The following is a 21,878-nucleotide window of genomic DNA, read 5'->3' as shown; positions in this document are numbered from 1 at the left end:
ATGGGCCATGAAAGGCGAACCCTTTTTGCGAAGGGTTCGCCTTTTTGCTTTTTAGTCCGCGCAGCCTGGGCATGGTCCGCGATTAAAGTTGTCCGATGAAATCGATCCGGCATGGCACATGCAGCCTTTGCACGACGTGTGTGGCAAGGAAATGCCAAGGCAAAAAAGCCCAATCATCCGCACATTGGCGATAATAAAAAGCAAAGCTCCCTACCGAAGATCAAAAAGCCATCTAAATGATCATCCGCCCCAACCTGCATTGGTTCCGCATGCTGCTAGCCTGGCGAGGCTCCGTTTTGCCGCGCCTGCTGCCGCGCCTGTTTATGATTTTCTGCATCTCGGTCGTCGCCGTCGCGGCCCACGAGCACATCCTCAAGGTGACGGTCAGGCTAAGCCCCGTGCCCTTTTCGCTCATCGGCATCGCCCTCGCCGTGTTCCTCGGCTTTCGAAACAACGCGAGCTACGACCGCTGGGGGGAAGCCCGCAAGCTATGGGGACAACTGCTCAACGAAGCGCGCTCGATGACCCGCCAGGCGCTCACCCTGCCCCGGCAAGCACTCGATCCCGCCGATGTGCACAAATTCGTCCATGTGCTCGGTACGCTTCCTCACGCGCTGCGGCATCAACTACGCAAAACCGACCCGGCCGAAGACCTTGCCGCGCGCCTGCCCGAACCGCTGCTCGAACGTGTCATGACCGCCCGTTATCGTCCCGCCGCCCTCATGCTGTGGCTCGGCGAATGGGTGCAGCGCCACGCGCGCACAGACGCCATCGATCAGATGGCCGTGCTCGCCTTCGATCGCAATCTGAATGGTTTGTCGGATGTCATTGGCGGTTGCGAGCGCATCGTCTCCACGCCGCTGCCGTTCGCCTATTCGGTGATGATTCACCGAACGGTCTACTTCTTCTGCGCGTCGCTGCCGTTCGGACTGGTGGACAGCATCGGCATCTTTACCCCGCTCTTCTCGGTATTCGTGGCCTACACGTTCATGGCCCACGAAGCGATCGCAGCACAAATTGAAGAGCCCTTCGGGACGGACGACAACGATCTCGCCCTCACTGTCATGTCCTTCTATATTGAAGACGCCCTGCGCGATCTGCTCGGCGAGCCGCAACTCGAAGTTGCGAGGCCCGGTCAGGAGGATTACGTGCTGAACTGATGTCGAGCTGAAAAAGCGCGCCCGTCAATCATGCCCGACCGTATCCGACAACCGCTTGAGTGTCGCGACGCGAGCGCCGATGATGTCGACCCGGCCGCGTTCGTCCGTCACTGCCGCTGCAGCATCGAGATAGGCGGCCCACGCACCCTGCGCCTTCACGAGCGTCGGACGCGCCCGCGCCGGCAGCCGTGTCTGCAACCGGTGATAGTAGCGGTTCATATCGAACGAGGCGTGCTCGCACAGCGCATCCGCGCTACATGCGCGCAGACGCGTCGGCGCACTCGCGCCCGCGCCAGCCGCGGCCACCGCGCTGCGCAGCGATAGCGCGCGGTCGCGCACCGGCTGCAATTGCATGTCCGCTTCGTTCAACTGATATGAAGTGCCGTGCGTCGTGGCAAACACGGCGTCGTACAACGACGACTGCGCATCGCGCGAGGCGTTCCAGCGCTTCTGGCTCTCGTCCCATGCCCTGCGCTGGTTCGTCGGCAATTTGGACTGCAATTGCTGATACGCGACGTCGATCGCGGACTGCCAGCCGAGCCGCGCCGCTTGCATGCACTGCACCTGCCCTGCCGTCGAAGACATGTCGCTGCGCGCGAGGCAGGCGCGCATCGCGGCGTCGATCGGATCGGCCGCGGCCACTTCCGCGTGGGCGCTGGTCGGCACCCACCCGCCAAACGACACCATCGTCAGCGCCATGGCGGCGGCGCGCCACCACGCGCCGCCGGTCTGTTGCGGCCTTCTCATTGTCAGGCGCGCACGCAATCGACGAAGTACTCGATGCGACCATTGATCGTTTCGCCCACCAGACCGTGAATATCCGTATGGAAGCCCGGGAAGCGCTCGTTGAACTCGCGCGCAAAGCGCAGATAGTTGACGATCGTTTTGTTGAAGCGCTCGCCCGGAATCAGCAGCGGAATGCCCGGCGGATACGGCGTCAGCAGAATCGACGTGACGCGGCCTTCGAGCTCGTCGATCGGTACCCGGTCGATCTCGCGGTGCGCGAGCTTGGCGAACGCATCGGACGGCTTCATGGCCGGCTCCATGCTCGACAGGTACATCTCCGTGGTCAGGCGTGCAATGTCGTTGGCACGGTAGACGCTGTGAATCTGCTCGCACAGATCGCGCAGCCCAACCCGTTCGTACATCGGATGATGCGCGACGAATTCCGGCAACACGCGCCACAGCGGCTGGTTGTTGTCGTAGTCGTCCTTGAACTGCTGCAACTCAGTCACCATCGAATTCCAGCGGCCCTTCGTAATGCCGATCGTGAACATGATGAAGAACGAATACAAGCCGGTCTTCTCGACGATGATGCCGTGCTCGGCCAGGTACTTCGTGACGATCGCAGCCGGGATGCCCGAGTCGCCGAACCCGCCGTCCATGTCCAGACCCGGCGTGACGATGGTCGCCTTGATCGGGTCGAGCATGTTGAAGCCTTCGGCGAGCGGGCCGAAGCCGTGCCACGCGTCGTTCGGGCGCAGCATCCAGTCTTCGCGCGAACCGATGCCCTCGTCCGCGAACTGCTCCGGACCCCACACCTTGAAGAACCAGTCGTCGACGTACTCGTCGTCGACCTTGCGCATCGCGCGGCGGAAATCGAGCGCCTCGGCGATCGACTCTTCCACCAGCGCGGTGCCGCCCGGCGCTTCCATCATCGCCGCGGCCACGTCGCACGACGCAATGATCGCGTACTGCGGGCTGGTCGAGGTGTGCATCAGATAGGCTTCGTTGAAGCGGTGCTTGTCGAAGCGGCTGTTTTTCGAGTCCTGCACGACAATCTGCGACGCCTGCGAAATGCCGGCCAGCAGCTTGTGCGTCGAGTGCGTCGCGAACACCAGCGCGCCGATGCGCGGACGGCCGGCGCCAATCGCGTGCATGTCCTGATAGAACTCGTGGAATTCGGCGTGCGGCAGCCACGCTTCGTCGAAGTGCAGCGTGTCGAGCCAGTCGCCGAGCATCTCCTTGATCATCTCGACGTTGTAGATCACGCCGTCATAGGTGCTCTGCGTGATGGTCAGGATGCGCGGCTTGAGTCCCGGGTTCTTCGCCAGTGCTTCGCGGGCGAACGGATTCGCCAGGATCTTCTGCTTGATGTTCTCAGGCTCAAATTCGCTGCGCGGAATCGGGCCGATGATGCCGAAGTTGTTGCGCGTCGGCGTGAGGAATACCGGAATCGAGCCGGTCATGGTAATGGCGTGCAGGATCGACTTGTGACAGTTGCGGTCCACCAGCACGATGTCGCCCGGCGCCACCGTGCCGTGCCAGACGATCTTGTTCGAAGTCGAGGTGCCGTTGGTCACGAAGAACACGTGATCGGCGCTGAAAATGCGCGCGGCATTGCGCTCGGACGCGGCCACCGGACCAGTGTGGTCGAGCAGCTGACCGAGTTCGTCGACGGCATTGCACACGTCCGCGCGCAGCATGTTCTCGCCGAAGAACTGGTGGAACATCTGGCCGAGCGGGCTCTTCAGGAACGCCACGCCGCCCGAGTGACCCGGGCAGTGCCACGAATACGAACCTTCGTCCGCGTACTGCACCAGTTCCTTGAAGAACGGCGGCGCGAGCGAATCGAGGTACACCTTGGTCTCGCGGATGATATGGCGCGCGACGAACTCCGGCGTGTCCTCGAACATGTGGATGAAGCCGTGCAGTTCGCGCAGGATGTCGTTGGGCAAATGGCGCGAGGTGCGCGTTTCGCCGTACAGGAAAATGGGAATGTCGGCGTTGCGGCGGCGCACTTCCGTCACGAACGCGCGCAGGGCGACGATCGCCGCGGCCAGCTCCGGCGTCTCGCCCTCGACCGCGACGTTATCGACATACGGCAGCAGTTCGTCGTCGTCGATCGAGAGGATGAAGCACGACGCACGGCTCGACTGCTGCGCGAAGGAGGTCAGATCGCCATAGCTCGTCAGCCCGAGCACTTCCGCGCCTTCTTTCTCGATTGCTTCGGCGAGAGCCCGGATGCCGGAACCCGAGATGTTCTCGGAGCGGAAATCTTCGTCAATGATGACGACGGGAAAACGAAACTTCATGGGCGATTCTCCAAAAGGAACGACCGCTGCCTTCTTTGGTAAAGAGCAGCGGTCACCTGTATTTCCGGGTGGGTCAGTGCGCTGCGAGCGTCACGTTTTGGGCAACGTCACGCCATGCTGACCTTGATATTTGCCGCCGCGATCCGCGTACGACGTTTCACAAATTTCGTCGCTTTCGAAAAACAGCACCTGGGCGACGCCTTCGTTCGCATAGATTTTCGCAGGCAAAGGTGTCGTATTTGAGAATTCGAGCGTCACGTGCCCTTCCCATTCCGGTTCGAACGGCGTGACATTGACGATGATCCCGCACCGCGCGTAGGTGGACTTGCCCAGACACACCGTCAGAACGCTGCGCGGAATGCGGAAATACTCGACCGTGCGCGCGAGCGCGAACGAATTGGGCGGGATGATGCAGACATCGCCCTTGAAATCGACAAACGACTTCTCGTCGAAATTCTTCGGATCGACGATGGTCGAGTTGATATTCGTGAAGATCTTGAATTCATCGGCGCAGCGAATGTCGTAGCCGTAGCTCGACGTGCCGTAGCTGACGATCTTCCGGCCGTCCTCGGAGACGCGCACCTGATCGGGCGCGAACGGCTCGATCATATTGTGCGACGCCGCCATGCGGCGGATCCACTTGTCGGATTTGATGGTCATAGTTGAACGCTGCGTGACGAATGAAAGACGGATGAAATCCGGCCAAGGCCCGTGGGGCCGCGTACTGCCGGACGAAAGGCGCTTATTTTACGCGATCGGCGCGAGGCTGCCGCAACTGCGGCAAATCCGCCGTGTGCATCTTGCGCTAACGCGCCGCATGCGCGCTTTACTGGCGAATCACGCCGCAGGCGAGCGGAGCGCCCGCGCCGTGTTGCGGAAATGCGTAGGGATCGGAGGCGTCGCGATGCACGACGACCGCACGCTGTGCCACTGAGCGGATACCGTCGAGCGAAACGTCGGGCGCCACGATAAAACCTGTCGCCACCCCATTCGAATCCGCGTGGATATTGCCGAGGTCGCCCTCGACGCGCGCGCCCGTCTTCAGCCGCTCGGCCGCCGGGGCGAAGATCGGGCCGGCGCTCGAGCCGTCCAGCGAATTGCAGTCACCGCGCTCGTGTACCTGCAGCGCGTGGTCGCTATCGGGCGGCAAGCCGGACAGGTTGTACGTCACCTGCACGCCATCCGAACGTTCGATGAAGGTCACCAGACCGCGTGCCTGGCTTCCCACGGCCGGCACTAGTTGTGCCTCGGCGCGTTTCTCCTGTGGCCTCAGGAATGTCGTGCAGCCGCATAACAGCAGACTGGTGGCAGCCAGGACGATGAACGCATGCACCGCCTGCCCGTCGATTCGTTTTCCCATGCGATCCTCTTGTCGACCGCCGGCCGCCCCTGCGGTCGCCGAGCCGAACCTGATGAAGTCGACATGATACCGCGAGCGGAGGCGTCTCCGACGCCTTCGCCCGCCGTCCAGAAGGCCGCTTAGGTGTTCTGGACAACGATACTCGGAAACTTCGAGGTCATATCGCGGGCGCGTTCGGCGATATGGATCGCCACCTTGCGCGCGATGGAGCGGTAGATCTCCGCAATCCGCCCGTCCGGATCCGCCGCCACGGTGGGCCGGCCGGAGTCGGCCTGTTCGCGGATGGCGATATCGAGCGGCAAGCTGCCGAGCACCTCGACGCCATATTCCTGAGCCATCCGCTCACCGCCGCCGGCGCCGAATACATGCTCTTCATGGCCGCAGTTCGAGCAGATATGAACGGCCATGTTCTCGACGATACCGAGGATCGGAATGCCGACCTTCTCGAACATCTTGAGGCCTTTCTTCGCGTCGAGCAGCGCGATGTCCTGCGGGGTCGTGACGATCACCGCGCCCGTTACCGGCACGCGCTGCGAGAGCGTGAGCTGGATATCGCCGGTGCCCGGCGGCATGTCGACGATCAGGTAGTCGAGATCGTCCCAGTTCGTCTGCCGCAGCAGCTGTTCGAGTGCGGAAGTGGCCATCGGACCGCGCCAGACCATCGGATTGTCCTGCTCGACCAGAAAGCCGATCGAGTTGGCCTGCATGCCATGGCCGCGCATCGGGCTCATGGTCTGGCCATCCTGCGACTCGGGCCGGCCTTCGATGCCGAGCATCATGGGCAACGAAGGACCGTAGATGTCGGCGTCGAGAATGCCCACCGACGCGCCTTCGCTCGCCAGCGCGAGCGCCAGGTTCACCGCGGTCGTGCTCTTGCCGACCCCGCCCTTGCCCGATGCCACCGCGATGATGTTCTTCACGTTCGGCAACAGTTTCACGCCGCGCTGCACGGTATGCGCGGCGACCTGCTGCGATACCTGCACGCGCACTTCGGCAACACCCGGCACGGCTCGCAGCGCGTCGCCAACCAGCACGCGGATCGCTTCAAACTGCCGTTTGGCCGGATAGCCGAGTACCACTTCCACGCTAACCGTGGCACCATCGATGGCGATGTTCTTGAGGTTTTTCGCCGCCGCAAACGAGCGGCCCGTGTTGGGGTCGGCGACGTTCGCGAGGGCGGCGTCGACCAATGCCCGATCAATGCTCATTGAGACTCCGTGGGGAACACTTGCGGGGCGGCCGAATCGAAGCTTCGGCCGCCGTCCGCAAATTGAAAGAAATTGTTATGCGGCATTGCGAAAAATGGCCTTGCCGGGCACCCTTCGGCTGCAGCGGGCCAGAGGGTCGCATCGCTCCTTACTTCAGTCATCATTGTAGTGGCTGGCGCCAGGCGTTGCCGGAAGACCCTTCTTCTACGTCGGGGCATCGCGCAGTTGCAGTGCGGTTTTCACGCGGTCTCGTCCACAGTCGACCCGCTTTAATAAATCAAGAGGATCCAAAATGAACGCAAAAGTCATGACTCGCTTCGCAGTATTCGCCGTAGCCGGCTCGCTGCTCGCAGGCTGCGCAACCCAGCAAGGCACCAACACGGCCGTCGGTACGGGCGTGGGTGCAGGCACCGGCGCCGCACTCGGCGCGATCTTCGGCGGTGGTAAGGGCGCGGCAATCGGCGCCGGCGTCGGCGCGGCCGTGGGCGGCGTCACCGGCTACAACTGGCAGGCCATCCACAACAAGCTGTCGGGCGCGACCCAGGGCACCGGCACGCAGATCACCGAGCAGCCGGACGGTTCGCTCAAGCTGAACATCCCGAGCTCGGTCACGTTCGACACGAACAGCTACGCGATCAAGCCGTCGTTCGCGCCGGTACTCGACCAGCTGTCGCAAACGCTGACGCAGAACCCGGAAATCATCGCGCAAGTGGTGGGCTACACGGACAGCACCGGCTCGGCCCAATATAACCAGACGCTGTCGGTCAACCGCGCGCAGAGCGTGACCGGCTACCTGGGTCAGCGCGGCATCAACCCGCAGCGCCTGTCTGCACAAGGCATGGGTCAGAACAATCCGGTGGCCGACAACAACACGGAAGCGGGCCGCGCCGCCAACCGTCGCGTGGAAATCTATCTGCGCGCGACCGCTCAGCACGCTCAGTAACGGCCATTCAGGCGGGAGGATGGGCGCCGCCAATGGCACGGCCGGGTTGGATCGACCCGGCCGGTAAAAGCGGTCCGAGCGGGCGGTGACAGCTGCACGAAGGTTTCCGCCATTTTCTGTTAGCGATTCGAAAAAAATTTCGAACTCTCCGGAAAATCCGCTGTCTGTCTTTACGGTACGTGGCTGGCTATGCCGCCGCGGCACCATTCTCCTCTTGTCGTTGTTGCTCCGGGGCCCATAGCCCCGGTTTTTTTTGGTGCCTGCCCAGCGCGCCAGAGCCTGCCGGGCACAGCTCCCGGCGCACGCCGGACACGCCAGGGCCGCTCGCCGCGGTCGCCCTGCTAGAATCGAAGTTTCGTCTCTCGCAAGCCCTCACATTCCCTATGTCAGCACCCGCAACCGGTCTCCCCGCAGGCGCGCCGTCCGGCCGTCGCCAGATCCTCGTCACGTCGGCCCTTCCGTATGCGAATGGGCAAATCCATATTGGCCACCTGGTCGAATATATCCAGACGGACATCTGGGTTCGGGCGCTGCGCATGCACGGGCACGAGGTCTACTACGTGGGCGCCGACGACACGCACGGCACGCCAATCATGCTGCGGGCGGAAAAGGAAGGGATTACGCCCAAGCAGTTGATCGACCGCGTCTGGCAAGAACACAAGCGCGATTTCGATAGCTTCGGCATTTCCTTCGACAATTACTATTCAACCGACTCCGAAGAGAACCGCGTTCTCAGCGAGTCCGTTTATACGGCGCTCAAGGAGGCGGGCCTGATCGAGGCACGCGATATCGAACAGGCGTATGACCCGGTCAAGGAAATGTTCCTGCCGGACCGTTTCATCAAGGGCGAGTGCCCGAAATGCGGCGCAAAAGACCAGTACGGCGACAACTGCGAGGTGTGCGGCTCCACTTACCAGCCCACCGAGCTGATCAACCCGTACTCGGTGGTGTCGGGCGCCACGCCCATTCATAAGACGTCGACGCACTACTTCTTCCGCCTGTCCGATCCGCGCTGCGAGAACTTCCTGCGCAGCTGGGTGGGCGGTCTGGCGCAGCCCGAAGCCACCAACAAGATGCGCGAATGGCTCGGCGACGACGGCGAAGCCAGGCTTGCCGATTGGGATATCTCGCGCGACGCACCGTACTTCGGCTTCGAGATTCCGGGTGCGCCGGGCAAATACTTCTATGTCTGGCTCGATGCGCCGATCGGCTATTACGCGAGCTTCAAGAATCTCGCCGAGAAGCGCGGGATGGATTTCGACGCGTGGGTCGGCAAGGGTTCGACGACCGAGCAGTATCACTTCATCGGCAAAGACATTCTGTATTTCCACACGCTGTTCTGGCCGGCCATGCTCGAATTCTCGGGTCATCGCACGCCGACCAACGTGTTCGCGCACGGCTTCCTGACGGTAGACGGCGCCAAGATGTCGAAGTCGCGCGGCACCTTCATCACCGCGCAAAGCGTGATCGACACCGGCCTGAATCCGGAATGGCTGCGCTACTACTTCGCGGCCAAGCTCAATAGCACGATGGAAGACCTCGACCTGAACCTCGACGACTTCCAGGCCCGCGTGAACAGCGATCTGATCGGCAAGTACGTGAACATCGCGAGCCGCGCAGCGGGCTTCCTCATCAAGCGTTTCGACGGGCGCATCCAGGACAGCGCGATGCAGCATCCGCTGCTCGGCACGCTGCGCGCGGCGATTCCGCAGATCGCAGCACATTACGAAGCGCGCGAGTACAGCCGCGCCCTGCGTCAGACCATGGAAATGGCCGACGCGGTCAACGCCTACGTCGACACCGCCAAGCCCTGGGATCAGGCAAAGGACCCGGCTAACGCCGTCGCCCTGCACGAAACCTGCAGCGTCAGCGTCGAGGCATTCCGCCTGCTGTCGCTCGCCCTGAAGCCGGTTCTGCCGAAGCTTGCCGAAGCGGTCGAAGGCTTCCTCGGTATCGCACCGCTCACGTGGTCCGACGTCGCGGTGCCGCTCAGTTCGGCGCAGCCGATCAACGCATACAAGCACCTGATGACGCGCGTCGATCCAAAGCAGATCGAAGCGCTGTTGGCAGCAAACCGGGATTCGCTGCAAGCCACTGACGCACCAGCGCCTGCGGACGCCAAAATCAAGGCGAAGGCCAAAGCGAAGGCGGACGCACCGGCCGCCCAAACCACGGCTGAAGACGACGGCTCCGGCATCATCTCGATCGACGACTTTGCGAAGATCGACCTGCGGATTGCCAGAATCGTCGACTGCCGCGCGGTCGAAGGTTCGGACAAGCTGCTGCAACTGACGCTCGATGTCGGCGAGGAAAAAACCCGCAACGTCTTCTCGGGTATCAAGTCGGCCTATCAGCCGGAGCAACTGATCGGCAAGCTGACCGTGATGGTGGCGAACCTGGCGCCGCGCAAGATGAAGTTCGGCCTGTCGGAAGGGATGGTGCTGGCCGCGTCCGCGACGGACGAAAAGGCCGAACCGGGCCTCTACATCCTCGAACCGCACAGCGGCGCGAAGCCGGGCATGCAGGTGAAGTAAAACCGCTCCGCGCAACGTTCAGCGCCAGCACGCCTGGAAAACAGAAAGCACGTCAGTCGACGTGCTTTCTGTCTTTGGGGGCGTTGCAGGACGTCGCAACGCAACCCGCCGCCCTACTGCGTCTGCGTGGACTTGCCAAACCACGGCCACTGATCAAAGCGCCGCGTGTAGAACAGCGTCGCACCCTGGAAGGTGCCGCCATAGGCCACCACCGACCAGTAGCGCGTCAGATTGACCGTCGCCTTGATCGCATTGCTGGCCGACTGCAAACCCTGCTCATAACCGAGCACCAGCCACTGGTTGATCGCCTTCGACACCATCACCACCTGCGGGTCCGTCAGACCCACATCGCTCGTGCCGATTGAAAACTCGTCGAGCCCGAAGGTCTGCGCAATCCGCTTGCCCTGGGTGTTGCCGAGCAACGCCAGTGCGGTCGTCATCGCGCTTTGCTGACCGAGGTTGTTGCCCTGATCCGTGCCATGGCCGAACAGCAGCCAGGAGAGCTTTTCGTTGTCCGGCACCGACGGCTCCGAGATCAGCTTGGCCACCGGCGCATCCACGGTACCGGTCACCTGCACGCCCGCCTCCACCTGCTGGTTGCGCCGCATGGCCAGGATGTTGATGCCCGGATTGGTCACCGGACCGTTGAACGTGAAGAAACCGTTTTCGATGTTCAGCTTGCGGCCGAACGCGGTGTATGTCGAACCTGGCGTCACGCGCACATCGCCCACCGCCCGCAATGGCGTGTCCGGTGCGCTCAGTGCAGTAATCTTGCCTGTCAGACCGAGATCCGCGCCCTGGCCGCGGAAGCGGAAGTTGTTACCCAGATTGAGTTCAACGCTGGCATGCGGGGCGAAGCGGCTCACCGGTTTGTTGCCGGCGATCACGCCCGGCTTCAGCTCGCCGGGTACCGTGCCATCGGGCCGCACGACCACCACGTCGTCACCCAGTTTCGGCGCCGACTGCTCGGGCATGTCGAAGAGCGCGCGATCGACCGTAAATTTGCCGTTGATGTCCATCGCCCCCAGATGTCCGCCATTGGCCACGGTGGCACTGCCGGAGAGCGACAGCGTGCGGTCCGGCGCCGCGAACAGATCGAGCTTGTCGGCGACGATGCCGGCGGTCAGATCGGGCTCCGAACCGTCGAGCCGCACCCGGCCGGTTGCGCGCAACGTCCCGCTCGCGCCGTGGAATTCGACCTGCTGGAAGTCGACCAGATTCTGTGACAACGCAATCCGGATCACGCCGTCTTTCAACTGGACGCCCTGATCGACCGCGGTGACCGAAAGACCGTCCCCCACCAGCGATCCCGACAGGTTCGGCTTCGCCACCGTGCCGCCGAGCGCGAGTTTCAGCGCGAGATGGCCGTCGAGCAGATAACTCGGGCCAAACAGACCGCCGGTGGTCTTGAGCGACGGCACATTCGCGGTGACGTCGCCCGAGAGCGGCGCCTCGTCGTTGATACCCAGTACGCCGTCGTTCATGGCGAGCGTGGTGTGGGCGTTGGCGTCGATCACGCCAAGCCGGCTCGCCTGCGCATGCACGGTCGCATTAAGACGATTGCCGGCACTGAAGTCGGCGCGCGCCGACAGGTCGGTGATGCCCATCGACGCAAGCCCGTTGCCGATCTCCACGGTGATATCGCCACCGCGCCGCTTCAACTGGATGTGGCCGCTCGCCGTGTTACCGAGCGCGAAGTCCCAGTCGCCGTCGAACACCAGATCGGTTTTCAGCGGCGGCGGTTCGCCGGTGAACTCCTGCCGGATCGCCATCAGACGCGTCACCGACACGCCCGTCAACGAGCCGGTCGACTGGATGCGGCCGTGATCCAGCGCGAACGATTTCAGATCGAGCACCGCGCCTTCGAGCGTCAAGCGGGTCGCGCCGAGTACCACGTGGCTGGGCGCGGCACTGATGGTCAGCGGCGCTTCGAGGTTGAGCGCGGGCGTGCCGCGATTTTGCAGCTGCGTCAGCGTGCCGTCCCAGCCCGTGCCTGCGGGCGTGTCGGAGAGGCGGCCGTTGGCGGCCAACGCCAGGTCGAGCGGCCGTTGATACAGCGTGCCGACCGCTTGGGCCTGCAGCGTGTGATGCGCGCGCGTGCCGTTCAGGCGCGCGCTGAGCGTCGACAGTTCGACGCCGGTGGTGCTCAGATCGCGGGCATCAGTCGTGAAGACCAGCGCGCCGTTCGCACCGTCGCGCAACTCGGCGTGGCCTTCGGCGTGACCGAGCCGGTTGGCGCCGAACACGATGCTCTCGGCCTTGTAGTTGAGCACGACATTCGGATGCGCGAACGAGCCGGTCACATCGCCGTCGGCCTCCGCCTGGCCGGCCAGACCGAAGCCGAGGCGCTCGATTTGCGGGGCATCGACGCGAAACCGCAGCCGGTCGCCCGGTGCCCCGAAACTGCCTTGCAGATCCACCTGATTGCCCGCCACCGACAGCGAGATCCGACTCGGCAAGATCCGCGAACCCGCCAGCTGGATCGTGCCGCCGCCCGTCATCGGCAAGTCGTCGTAGACACTCTCACCGAGTTTGATCTCGGCTTTGGTGGTGAACGTGGGACCGAGCATGCCCGCTGCCGTGAGCGTGCCGTTGACCCGCGCCAGGACTTTCGGCGACGCGGCTTTCGCCGATCCGGCGTCAGTTGCTGCGCGTTTCGCGGCTGTTGCCGGTCTGGCGGCGCTGCGCGCCTTGCCGTTGGCCGGCGCAGTGCTCGCGGGCGAACGGGCGGGCGTCGGAGAGGTCAGCCCGAGCGGGTCGAAATCGGTCAGTTGTGCTTTCAGGTTGTAGGTGGAACTCGCATCGTGCTTGATGGCGCCCGACAGATCGATGCGCCCCCGGCCCGAGGTGATCCTCACGTCGCTAAAGCTCATGCGCGCCGGGTCGAACGTGATCTTGCCCTGGGCGCGCAGAGCGGCCTTGGGGTCGGCGAGATCGAGGGTGATGCTCTGCACGTCGTCATTCAGGCGAATGCCGATCGGCCCGGCAAGCTGGGTCGGACGCACGCCCGCTTCCAGCGCGTTGAGGTCCAGCCCCGCCACGTGCAGATCGAACTGGCCGCGCTTGCCGGTCAGTGCGCCCGCGCCGGTCACCGTGGCGTTCTTGACGAGCCGCACGTTCAGGTTCGAGATGCTCTGGGCGTGCGCGTCGAGCCGCACGTCGGCATGCGCTTCGATGAGCGGCAGCAGATGCGCCTCGATGGCGCCGGGTTTCGCGTTGACGATCGACACCTGGCCGGCGACAACGAAGCCCGCAGCCGGCTTCGCAGCGGCGCCCTCCTCGCCCGTCACCGGCTGCAATTGCGCCCGCACCGCCAGATCCGCCAGCGGCGCGCCCGGCGCAAATGCCTGCGGGTTGATGTGATCGAACGTCAAGGTCGCGCGCTGCAGCGGCACTTCGGCGAACGGCGTCGCCTCGACCCGCGCATGGCCCGCGAGCTTCATGCCGCTCGCATCCAGTTCGGCCACCAGCGTCTCCAGCGTGCCGCTCAGATGACCGCTCACCTGGACCGGCTCCTCATTGACCTTGCCCGAGTATCCGATCTCGCCGGAGAGCGGAAACGGCCGCACGCCGTCGAGTTTCGCCGCCGCCGTCACCGCGCCGAACGGCGTGTCGAGTCGATCGATCGCGGCTTCGTGATGCCGCCCGTCGCTGCGTCCATGGAAAATAAAGTGCGAGTACTCCGACGTCGAGCCACCTTCATGCAACAGCAGCGTGTCGACCCGCACGTCGCGTATGTCGATCCGCATCGGCACACGGAGCTCTTTCGGCAAGCTCAACGGCGCGCTGCTAGTGGAAGAGGACGAGCCGATCCGCGCGTCGATGGTGCCCACGTGCAGGTAGTAGATCGCAAAACGCCACGGCCGCCCGCTCACCGCCCAACGTCCATCGATCTTGTCGACCTTGATATCCGTGCCGCTGCCGTCGAGGCTGCGCCACTCCACGTGCTGCAGCCGCAAGCCCGTGGCGAGCGCGCCGCCTTCGAGCGTGCCGGCGAGCCGCCCACCCAGCAGCCTGAGCGCCGCCTGCCACGCGTAGGCGGTACCGCGCTCGGTCGCCACCGCGCCGTACAACGTCCCCGCCAGCAATGCCACGAGCAGCACCGGCACGCCCATCGCCCATACGAGCGCCGTCCACAGCCGACGCTTGCGGCGCGCGGTAGGCGGCGTGTCAGAACCGCCCGGCGATACGTCACCGGGCGTCTGGGGAGGAGGCGTGGCGGAAGAATCCGTCGTCATACTCGAGCCTTGCGAATCACGATGCCTGATGCCGAAGTCAATGCGGTTAGAAGGTCAGAAGGCGATGCCCAGCGTCAGATACGGCCGGATATCCTTGTCACGAATGCCGTACGCGAGGTCGACGTTCACCGGCCCCACCGGACTGCGCCAACGCGCGCCGAAACCGACGCCCGGATAGAACACTTTCTCGCCCCATGTGTCGGTGGCTGTGCCGATGTCGAAGAACACGGCGCCGCCCCACTCATGGGTGAACCAGTGCTGGTATTCGGTCGATGCGGTGATCAGGTATTTGGTCGGCAGCACCGAGCCGTCGACGCTATTGCCGATGCCCTCGTAGCCATAGCCGCGCACCGAGTTCGAGCCGCCCGCGCGGAACAGCAGGGAAGCCGGAATGCCGCTCGAACTGCCCGCCGTGAACACGCCGCCCAGTTCGGCGCGGAACACCACCAGATCGGTCTTGCCGACCGGGAAATACTGCTGGCCGCGCGCGTAGAGACGCCCGAAGGTCTGATCCGCCGCAGCGCCCCTGACCGCGAAACCCGCTTCGACGTGGACCAGGTTGCCGGAACGCGGAAACAGCGGGTCGTCGGTATTGCGGCGCGTCCAGGACCATGCGGGCACCAGTGCGTGGGCGGTGATCGGTCCGACCGCGTTCTGGTCGAGCCGGTCGTCGTAATAGAGCAGCGAATAGCCGTAGTCGAGATACTGCGATGTGCGCGTGGTTTGCACGCCGCCGCGCAGACTGTAGATACGCGTGCCGGACACGTTGGTCGTGCCGTAAGAGGCCAGCACGCTGTTGGTCCAGCCGCGCTCGCCCGGCGGCATGGCAAGCTGGATCTGGCCAAACTGCTCGATCTGGTCGATCCGGCCGCTGACGGTAAACGGGTAGGCCTTGCCGAAGGTGTTCAGGTAGGAATAGTTGCCCTGCACCTGCGGGCCGGTATCGGTGGCGTAACCCACCCCGCCGCGAATACTGTTGTAGGGATATTCGCTGACCTTCACGCGCACCGGCGTCTCGAGCGGCTTCGCTGGATCGTTGCCCACGTCGATCGCGACGCTCGCGTAATACGGCGTGTTCTGCAACTGCCGTTGCAGCTCGGCAACGCGCTGGACGTCATAAATGGCGCCGATGGAAATCGGATTGACGTTCTCGACGATCTGCTGGGGATAGCGCTGGGTGCCGCTCACCTCGAGCTTGCCCATCGTGAAGGTCGGACCGCTGTCGAAGCTGACGGACAACTTCGCCTCGTGCGTACGCGGATCGATGCGCGCCTGCGACTGGCTGATCTTCGCGGCCACGTAACGGCGCGCTTGCAGCGCTCTGAGCGCCGCGCCTTTTGCGTCGTCCCAGCCGGACTGCGAAAACGGGTCGCCTTCGTGCAGCGAAAAGGCGAAGCGGGTGGCGTTTTCCTGGGCGGGATCTTCCGTGAGCACCGGCCCGTTGAACGACAGCGTAATCGAGGAAATCGTGGTCTGCGGACCGGGATCGACGCTCACCGTGACGCGCTTCTTGCCGTCCACGGTGCGCACGTCGGTACGCACCACCGGCGAAAAATAGCCTGCGGTGGCGGTCAGATCGCGCACCTGCTGCGGCGTGGCGGTGACGAGAAAGCCGAACTGGTCGTCGCTGATATCGTCGCGTTTCGCGAAGCGGGCGATATCCAGGTGATCCTCCAGCAGCTTGCGCACGGCGCGCGGCTTTGCTTCGATCTCGACCTTGTAGGCGGCCTGCGCCTGCGCGCCGGCCAACGCCAGCCAGACGATGCCGAACACCAGCCAGACGCGCAGCAGCCGCGACGCATCCAGTGCGCGGCGCGCGAGCGGCCCCTGCCGCACAACCGGTTTGCCCTTCCGCCTACGCCACGGTTCGATCGCGCAACCCGCCAAACAGGACCTCCGCGGCCGTTGTTGATGAATGATTCGGCTTGCCGGCCGCTGCGGCGGCCTGAAGCCTCGCTATTTGACCACATCGACGCGGCCTCGCGACGATCTCGAATGCGCCAGCGCGGCCCCGGCCGAGGGCCGGCTGTGGAAGCGGTGTTCCCCAAGTTTTCGCCTGCGGGCGGCGCTTGCGGTAAAATTAAGATCGACACGAGCGGCAGTCGCCACGGTTGCCGCCACTTCCCCATACGGACGTTGAGCCATGTATCAATCGGACATCACGCAATTCCTGAATCAATTGAAGGAAAAGAAGCCCACTCTCGAGGCGGAACAGCGCCGTGGCCGCTCGCTGCTGTGGGACAAGCAGCCGATCGACCTTGAAGAGCGCGCCGAGCAGCAAGCCTCACGCGTGCAACAGACCGCCTACCAGTACTACCAGAACTTCTGAGCGTGAGCACCGCCGACGAGGCCCGCGCCGCGAAGGCGCAGCCCGACGCTGCGCTCGCCGCGCCCGCGACCGACTCGACGCCCGATACCGTCGACGGTATTGCGTTTGCTCGCCTGTATGGCGAGCCGCTCTTCAAGATGCCGACGGATCTGTACATTCCGCCGGATGCACTGGAAGTTTTCCTCGAAACCTTCGAAGGCCCGCTGGATCTGCTGCTGTACCTGATCCGCAAGCAGAACTTCAACGTGCTCGACATCCCGATGGCGGATGTCACCACGCAGTACCTCGGGTACGTCGACCAGCTTCGGCAGACCAACCTCGAACTCGCCTCCGAATACCTGTTGATGGCGGCGATGCTGATCGAGATCAAGTCGCGCATGCTGCTGCCGGTCAAGAAGGCGGACACCGGCGAGGACGCCGAAGATCCGCGCGCCGAACTCGTACGGCGCCTGCTCGAATACGAGCAGATGAAGCTCGCGGCACAGCGGATCGACCATTTGCCGCAACTGGGCCGCGACTTCCTGCGTGCCGATGTCTACATCGAGCAAAGCATCACGCCGCGGTTTCCGGACGTGAACAGCGAAGACCTGCGCGCCGCCTGGGCCGACGTCATCAAGCGTGCCAAGCTCGTGCAGCATCACCGCATTTCCCGCGAGGAACTGTCGGTGCGCGAGCATATGAGCGTGATCCTGCGGCGTCTGCAGAACGCGCGCTTCATGGAGTTTTCGGAGCTGTTCGACACGACGCGCGGCGTGCCGGTGGTGGTGGTGAACTTCATCGCCATGCTGGAGCTGTCGCGCGAATCGCTGATCGAGATCACTCAGGCCGAACCCTTCGCGCCGATCTACGTCCGGCTCGCCTACCTGCCGGCTTGAGTCCTTCTCACAGGCTCGCCACGGCTTTGGGCGTGTCGCCCGTCCGGCAAGCGGGCAGCCGGGGCTTACCGGAGACGGGCCTCATTTCGGTGCGCCGCATGCGCAAATCCACTACAATCCCGCGCTCCGAACCTGTCATCACCGGAACGGGAGCCTGACGGGCAAAATGGCGCGAATGCCCCATTTTTGTGCCGGCCGGTCCTGCGCCGCGCGAGGAAACCACGTCCGAACATGAAAGTCATCAGCTCGATCCACGAATTGCGCGACCAGTTGCGCGGCCAGAACCGCACTGCGTTCGTCCCGACGATGGGCAATCTGCACGAGGGCCATCTATCGCTGATGCGCCTCGCTCGCCAGCACGGCGATCCGGTGGTGGCGAGCATTTTCGTCAACCGGCTGCAATTCGGGCCGAACGAGGATTTCGACAAATATCCGCGCACGATGGAAGCGGATATCGAGAAGCTGCAAAAAGAGAACGTCTACGTGCTGTTTGCGCCGACCGAGCGCGATCTGTACCCGGAACCGCAGCAATATCGCGTGCATCCGCCGCACGATCTGGGCGACATCCTCGAGGGCGAATTCCGCCCGGGCTTCTTCCAGGGCGTCTGTACCGTGGTGATGAAGCTGATGTCGTGCGTGCAGCCGCGCGTCGCCGTGTTCGGCAAGAAGGACTATCAGCAGCTGATGATCGTGCGCCAGATGTGCCACCAGTTCGCGCTGCCGACCGAAATCGTCGCCGCCGAGACCGTGCGCGACACCGACGGTCTGGCGCTCAGCTCGCGCAACCGTTATCTGCAGGCGGCCGAGCGCGCCGAAGCGCCCAGGCTCGCCATTGAACTGAACCGGGTGCGCGATGCCGTGCTGGCGGGCAACCGCGATTTTGCCGCCATCGAGCGCGACGCCATGGCGGCCCTCGCCGCGCGCGGCTGGCAACCGGACTACATCGCGGTGCGCAAGCGCGTCGACCTGCTGCCGCCCACGGCGCAGGACGCCGAAGCCCCGCTTGTAGTGCTGGCCGCGGCCAAGCTGGGCGCCACGCGGCTCATCGACAACCTCGAAATCTGACGCCGCCCGACCCGTTCGGGGGCGCATCTCAACGCTATAAGGAAAGGCAAGGCAACGGTCATGCAACGTCACATGCTGAAATCGAAGATCCATCGCGTCGCGGTCACACACTGCGAGCTGCACTACGAAGGCTCGTGCGCGATCGACGAAGATCTGCTGGAAGCCGCCAATATCGTCGAGAACGAACGCATCGACATCTGGAACATCAATAACGGCGAACGCTTCTCGACCTATGCGATCAAGGGCGAGCGCGGCAGCGGCATGATTTCGTTGAACGGTTCGGCGGCGCGGCGCGCGCAACTGGGCGATCTGGTGATTATCGCGGCCTTCGCGACGGTTGACGAAGCCGAGCTGCAAGCGGGCTGGAAGCCGGATCTGGTGTTTGTCGACGACCACAACAAGATCAAGGGCAACCGCGATCACGTGCCGACTCAAAGCTGGACCTGAAAGGTCTGCGGCGGGGGCTGCGCTGCGGCCCTGCCCCTCCGCTGGTGGCTGGCTTGACGCTTGCCGCCTCCCACCTCCCGCTCACCCCTTCGGCTTACGCTCCAGCCATTCGACGATCGGCTGCCACTGCTCCAGATCCTTTTCGACCCGGCTCTTCGCCACGTCCCACAGCGTGAGGCCGTGGGCGGCCAGTTGCACGTAGTTCTGCGTATCGCGCAGGTAGCCGAGCACCGGCAGCTTCAAACCCTCGACGAACCGGTGCAACTGCTCCGCCGAACGCGTGCGGGCGTCCACCCGCATCCCCACCACGCCGATTTCGATGCCGCCTTTGCGCACCGCCTTCTCCTTGGCGAGGCGTTCGAGAAATTCCTGGGTGGCGAGAATATCGAACAGCGACGGCTGGAGCGGCACGATGACCTTGTCCGCCAGTTCCAGCGCAATGCCAAGGCGATTGCCGTGCAAGCCGGCGGGTGTATCGATGATGGCGTGTTCCAGCCCTTTGGGCGGCTTCGCGGGCGTCTCCGGATCGACATCCCAGACTTCGATTGCCGGCAGCGTGGCGGGCCGCAACTCCAGCCAGGCGTGCGCCGAGTGTTGCTTGTCCAGGTCCGCCAGCGCAACCCACTCGCCGGCGGCTGCGAAATAGCCGGCCAGATTGGTCGACAGCGTGCTCTTGCCCACGCCGCCCTTCGGATTGGCCACCACGATTACCGTCATGAATACTCCCGGGAAGAAGGCTGGGCGCCGCCAGCCGGTTTGCCGCTTCTGCTTCTAGTCGGGTGTTGCGTCGACCCCGTCGATCCAGCCGTTGATAATATCGACAAAATCAGCCGGGCCGTAACCCCCGAAGTGCGGTTTGTGCCGCCATTCTTACAGAAAGGAGCGAAATACCATGAGCAAACTGCGAGCCGACTGGACGATCGAGACGCTGACCGAGCGCCAGCGGGGCACGCTCCCCGATTTGCTGGGCGTGCGTGTACTCGCGCTGGAAGAGGGTTCGCTGACGGCCGAACTGACCGTGCGCAAGGAACTGCTGGCGCCGAACGGCTTTCTGCATGCGGCCACCGTCATCGGTCTGGCCGACACTTCGTGCGGCTACGCCTGCCTCGCGCACCTGCCGCAGGGAGCCCGCAGTTTCACGACCATCGAGCTGAAAAGCAATTTTCTGGGCACCTGTCTTGAAGGCACGATACGCGCGGTCGCCACGGCCGTGCATCTGGGACGTACGACGCAGGTCTGGGATGCCACCGTGTTCGATCCGAATGGCAAGACGATTGCCTTGTTCCGGTGTACGCAGATGGTGTTGGTGTGAGGGTTTGAAGGCTTGGTGGATCAGGTGGCGAGCACTATCTGATCCACCGCAGTTTCCCCCCCACCACGACCTTGCCGACAACCGCGGACAAGATATAATGTATCTACGAATATGTAGATACAGGAGGATCAAATGAATCTGCAGGTCGCAAAATGGGGCAATAGTCTTGCGCTGCGCATTCCCGCAGATTACGTGCGCCATATCGGCATCCATGAGGGCGATCAGGTCCAGGTCAACCTGACGGCAGACGGCGGCATCAACATCCGCGCAGCCAAATGGGACCGTACTACGTTCGCATTGGAACTGGAAAAGACGCGCGACTCCATGCCAATGACAGAGTCGGTCATGGAAGAACTTCGGCGCGGGGCCCGCTATTGATGGTGTACGTCGATACGAGTGTATTGGTAGCGCTTTGCGTCCGTGAAGCGATGAGCGCTACCGTCGGGCGTTGGTATGCCGGATGTAGCGAGGAATTGGGCTCGGCCACATGGTGCGTGACCGAATTCGCCAGTGCTCTCGGCATCAAGCAGAGGATAAAGCAAATCTCAGCAGATCAAGCTGGTGGTGCCTGGGAAGCCTTCGAAAGACTTTGCGCTAGCGATCTGCAACTGTTGGCAGTGGAGCCACCCACATTTCATCGGGCGGCCATGCTAACCCTCGATGCCACGACGGGACTGCGGGCCGGAGATGCGCTGCATCTTGCTGCCGCTCTCGACGCAAAGGCGAGTAGCCTGGCAACGCTTGATGACGTGCTGGCTCGCAACGCCATGCGAATGAACATTAGCCCCACCGGGTTTTGAGCATCACGCGTAACGACGCGCTCGTTCGCCACAGCGGCTTGACCCTTGTTTAAGCCGCTTCTACCCGACCTTCCCTCAAGCCGTCACCGCCCTCGTCACCTTCGCCCCGCTCAGCGCGCCCACACCGCCGCCGAGCAGCGACTGCACCACCAGCGTCACCGCCCAGAAAGCCGGATATTCCCAGCCGCCGTTCGGCGAAGCGAAACCCCAGCCGTTGTGCAGGTGAGCGGACATGGCGCCCAGCATGAACGGCAGCAGCACGAGGGCGACCCAACGGACCTGCACGCCGAGCAGCAGCGCGATCCCGCCAGCCAGTTCGACGAAGGCCGTCACGTAGCCGAGCCAGCCCGGCAACCCTAGCGATTCGAAGAAATGCGCTGTCCCCGGCAGCGTGAAAACGAAAATCTTCTGCAGGCTGTGCGCAAGGTACAGCACACCCAATGCGAGGCGCAGGAGGGTGGCAGCCAGCTCGGGCGAACGGTTCGAGTTCATCAAGAGTCCTTTTCAGTTGGATGGGACGACGCACCCGCGCCGTCGATAGACCAGACTGTATTCGAACCGTGGAAAGGGAA

General features: G+C 63.6%; 19 protein-coding genes. 10 read left to right on the top strand and 9 right to left on the bottom strand.

Features of this window, described 5'->3' with window-relative positions:
- Positions 1 to 236 precede the first annotated feature (236 nt).
- Entirely contained in the window at positions 237 to 1,160 is a 924-nt protein-coding gene (locus tag P3T43_RS21835) for a bestrophin family protein (protein ID WP_429283118.1), read from the top strand.
- 24 nt (positions 1,161 to 1,184) lie between these two features.
- Here P3T43_RS21835 and P3T43_RS21830 read toward each other — a convergent pair whose 3' ends face one another.
- From P3T43_RS21830 to apbC, 5 genes are all read right to left on the bottom strand, one after another.
- Positions 1,185 to 1,907, bottom strand: coding sequence for a lysozyme inhibitor LprI family protein (locus P3T43_RS21830; protein ID WP_429283117.1), 723 nt, complete (start codon positions 1,905 to 1,907; stop codon positions 1,185 to 1,187).
- Between the two features lie 2 nt (positions 1,908 to 1,909).
- Positions 1,910 to 4,195 carry an Orn/Lys/Arg decarboxylase N-terminal domain-containing protein gene (locus P3T43_RS21825; RefSeq protein ID WP_429283116.1) on the bottom strand — a complete coding sequence of 762 codons (2,286 nt, stop codon included), beginning with the start codon at positions 4,193 to 4,195 and terminating at the stop codon, positions 1,910 to 1,912.
- 90 nt (positions 4,196 to 4,285) lie between these two features.
- Positions 4,286 to 4,855, bottom strand: coding sequence for a dCTP deaminase (gene dcd, locus P3T43_RS21820; RefSeq protein WP_012432068.1), 570 nt, complete (start codon positions 4,853 to 4,855; stop codon positions 4,286 to 4,288).
- 166 nt (positions 4,856 to 5,021) lie between these two features.
- Positions 5,022 to 5,555 (bottom strand): superoxide dismutase family protein, encoded by a 534-nt coding sequence (locus tag P3T43_RS21815; RefSeq protein WP_429283115.1) that lies wholly within the window; start codon positions 5,553 to 5,555, stop codon positions 5,022 to 5,024.
- A gap of 119 nt (positions 5,556 to 5,674) precedes the next feature.
- Entirely contained in the window at positions 5,675 to 6,763 is a 1,089-nt protein-coding gene (gene apbC, locus P3T43_RS21810; RefSeq protein WP_429283114.1) for an iron-sulfur cluster carrier protein ApbC, read from the bottom strand.
- 292 nt (positions 6,764 to 7,055) lie between these two features.
- Here apbC and P3T43_RS21805 point away from each other — a divergent pair, with 292 nt between their 5' ends.
- Positions 7,056 to 7,706 carry an OmpA family protein gene (locus P3T43_RS21805; RefSeq protein ID WP_429283113.1) on the top strand — a complete coding sequence of 217 codons (651 nt, stop codon included), beginning with the start codon at positions 7,056 to 7,058 and terminating at the stop codon, positions 7,704 to 7,706.
- 383 nt (positions 7,707 to 8,089) lie between these two features.
- A complete protein-coding gene (gene metG / locus P3T43_RS21800) occupies positions 8,090 to 10,240 on the top strand; it encodes a methionine--tRNA ligase (RefSeq protein ID WP_429283112.1) in 2,151 nt (716 codons plus the stop codon).
- A gap of 113 nt (positions 10,241 to 10,353) precedes the next feature.
- On the opposite strand, the gene P3T43_RS21795 is transcribed toward metG, so the two are convergent.
- On the bottom strand, positions 10,354 to 14,478 hold the full coding sequence (locus P3T43_RS21795) for a translocation/assembly module TamB domain-containing protein (protein ID WP_429283111.1): 4,125 nt from the start codon (positions 14,476 to 14,478) through the stop codon (positions 10,354 to 10,356).
- A 54-nt stretch (positions 14,479 to 14,532) separates the two neighbouring features.
- Positions 14,533 to 16,365 carry an autotransporter assembly complex protein TamA gene (locus P3T43_RS21790; RefSeq protein WP_429283110.1) on the bottom strand — a complete coding sequence of 611 codons (1,833 nt, stop codon included), beginning with the start codon at positions 16,363 to 16,365 and terminating at the stop codon, positions 14,533 to 14,535.
- 256 nt (positions 16,366 to 16,621) lie between these two features.
- Here P3T43_RS21790 and P3T43_RS21785 point away from each other — a divergent pair, with 256 nt between their 5' ends.
- From P3T43_RS21785 to panD, 4 genes are all read left to right on the top strand, one after another.
- The gene (locus tag P3T43_RS21785; RefSeq protein WP_429283109.1) at positions 16,622 to 16,807 is read left to right on the top strand and encodes a DUF3460 family protein; all 186 of its coding nucleotides are present in this window, start codon (positions 16,622 to 16,624) and stop codon (positions 16,805 to 16,807) included.
- A 2-nt stretch (positions 16,808 to 16,809) separates the two neighbouring features.
- Positions 16,810 to 17,682: a segregation and condensation protein A gene (locus P3T43_RS21780; RefSeq protein WP_429283108.1), complete on the top strand. Its 873-nt coding sequence runs from the start codon at positions 16,810 to 16,812 to the stop codon at positions 17,680 to 17,682.
- A gap of 231 nt (positions 17,683 to 17,913) precedes the next feature.
- A complete protein-coding gene (gene panC, locus P3T43_RS21775; RefSeq protein ID WP_429283107.1) occupies positions 17,914 to 18,747 on the top strand; it encodes a pantoate--beta-alanine ligase in 834 nt (277 codons plus the stop codon).
- A gap of 60 nt (positions 18,748 to 18,807) precedes the next feature.
- On the top strand, positions 18,808 to 19,194 hold the full coding sequence (gene panD / locus P3T43_RS21770; RefSeq protein ID WP_429283106.1) for an aspartate 1-decarboxylase: 387 nt from the start codon (positions 18,808 to 18,810) through the stop codon (positions 19,192 to 19,194).
- An 81-nt stretch (positions 19,195 to 19,275) separates the two neighbouring features.
- On the opposite strand, the gene P3T43_RS21765 is transcribed toward panD, so the two are convergent.
- Positions 19,276 to 19,911, bottom strand: a complete 636-nt coding sequence (locus P3T43_RS21765) for an AAA family ATPase (RefSeq protein ID WP_429283105.1) — start codon at positions 19,909 to 19,911, stop codon at positions 19,276 to 19,278.
- Between the two features lie 175 nt (positions 19,912 to 20,086).
- Between P3T43_RS21765 and P3T43_RS21760 the strand changes: the two genes are divergently transcribed.
- The 3 genes from P3T43_RS21760 to P3T43_RS21750 all read left to right on the top strand — a co-directional run bounded on the left by P3T43_RS21760 (position 20,087) and on the right by P3T43_RS21750 (position 21,306).
- On the top strand, positions 20,087 to 20,506 hold the full coding sequence (locus P3T43_RS21760) for a PaaI family thioesterase (protein WP_429283104.1): 420 nt from the start codon (positions 20,087 to 20,089) through the stop codon (positions 20,504 to 20,506).
- Positions 20,507 to 20,638: 132 nt separating this feature from the next.
- Positions 20,639 to 20,884: an AbrB/MazE/SpoVT family DNA-binding domain-containing protein gene (locus tag P3T43_RS21755; RefSeq protein WP_429283103.1), complete on the top strand. Its 246-nt coding sequence runs from the start codon at positions 20,639 to 20,641 to the stop codon at positions 20,882 to 20,884.
- On the top strand, positions 20,782 to 21,306 hold the full coding sequence (locus tag P3T43_RS21750) for a type II toxin-antitoxin system VapC family toxin (RefSeq protein WP_429283102.1): 525 nt from the start codon (positions 20,782 to 20,784) through the stop codon (positions 21,304 to 21,306). Before P3T43_RS21755 ends, P3T43_RS21750 begins: the two co-directional genes overlap by 103 nt.
- A gap of 75 nt (positions 21,307 to 21,381) precedes the next feature.
- On the opposite strand, the gene P3T43_RS21745 is transcribed toward P3T43_RS21750, so the two are convergent.
- Positions 21,382 to 21,798, bottom strand: a complete 417-nt coding sequence (locus P3T43_RS21745) for a DoxX family protein (RefSeq protein ID WP_429283101.1) — start codon at positions 21,796 to 21,798, stop codon at positions 21,382 to 21,384.
- Positions 21,799 to 21,878 lie beyond the last annotated feature (80 nt).

The organism is Paraburkholderia sp. GAS41 (assembly GCF_050436545.1).
Lineage (GTDB): Bacteria > Pseudomonadota > Gammaproteobacteria > Burkholderiales > Burkholderiaceae > Paraburkholderia.
Note: the sequence above shows the minus strand (reverse complement) of the source record. Positions and strands in the feature narration are given on the sequence as shown.